This is a genomic window from Phormidium sp. CCY1219 (assembly GCF_055795085.1).
Genome location: NZ_JAYFEQ010000776.1, coordinates 1 through 897 on the forward strand (window position 1 = coordinate 1; position 897 = coordinate 897).

The 897-nt window shown below is 53.7% G+C and carries 3 protein-coding genes; all 3 read left to right on the forward strand.

Annotated elements, in window-relative coordinates; translation table 11 throughout:
* Positions 1-265: WD40 repeat domain-containing protein (locus AC0QH1_RS23470; RefSeq protein ID WP_324633800.1), on the forward strand; the 265-nt coding region annotated here is incomplete at its 5' end.
* A gap of 90 nt (positions 266-355) precedes the next feature.
* Positions 356-631: a UPF0175 family protein gene (locus AC0QH1_RS23475; protein WP_324633801.1), complete on the forward strand. Its 276-nt coding sequence runs from the start codon at positions 356-358 to the stop codon at positions 629-631.
* Positions 615-803: a PIN domain-containing protein gene (locus AC0QH1_RS23480; protein ID WP_473154735.1), complete on the forward strand. Its 189-nt coding sequence runs from the start codon at positions 615-617 to the stop codon at positions 801-803. Before AC0QH1_RS23475 ends, AC0QH1_RS23480 begins: the two co-directional genes overlap by 17 nt.
* Positions 804-897: the final 94 nt, after the last annotated feature.

The window sequence follows — 897 nt, forward strand, 5'->3', positions numbered from 1 at the left end:
CACCGCCTCAGGTGACCGCACCGCCCGGGTGTGGGATTTATCCGGCAACGAATTAGCCCGCTTAGAAGGGCATTCCGGCCCTGTATTGAGCGTCAGTTTTAGCCCAGACGGCAAAACCCTGGCCACCGCCTCAGTTGACTGCACCGCCCGGGTGTGGCGGGTGGAGGGGTTAGAGGAACTGCTGGCGCGGGGGTGCGAGTGGTTGCAATATTACTTTGTGAGTCATCCGCAGGCGCGAGAAAAACTGACGGTCTGTCAGAAGTGAGGGTTGGCAGGCGGGACTTTTCTCTCCGGGGGATTTGCTGCCGCAACCGACCCCCAAGGGTGTTGGTTCCGGTTTAGAGCCAGGGGAGGAGTGGCAGAAGGGCGATTCGATATTATTCAACAGCGACTCAGGGAACAGCGACGCGACGCACTGCTACGGGAAGTGGCGCGATCGCCCTCTCTTTCACCGCGCGATAATCCACCTCCACCCCCAGCAGGATACACCATGAGCGTGATTATTCCCGGCGATATCCTAACGGCGGCTCAGATGAGCGCAGGGCAACTCACACTCGAAATTGCGATAATGCTGTTGGAACGAGATACAATCAGTATTGGAAAAGCCCGGAATTTTGCGGGAATGCACTGACTCGCGTTTCAGCAGAAAAATCGCCCCTAGATTAGGAATTCAAAGAACCGGGCTGCTGGGGGTGTGGTTGCAAGCCAAACCTACCCATTTAATTGAGGCTGTAAAACCGATTATAAAGCGATTGATGTTTGAGGCTGATTTCCGCAACAAGCAAACGAGTGAAACGAATTAATATAAATTGCAGCACATTTGATATCTATCAGTCGTCTTTAGACGACTTAAGCTATGAGCCGGGGGTTTTTAACCCCCTGCGGGTATTAAGCGAT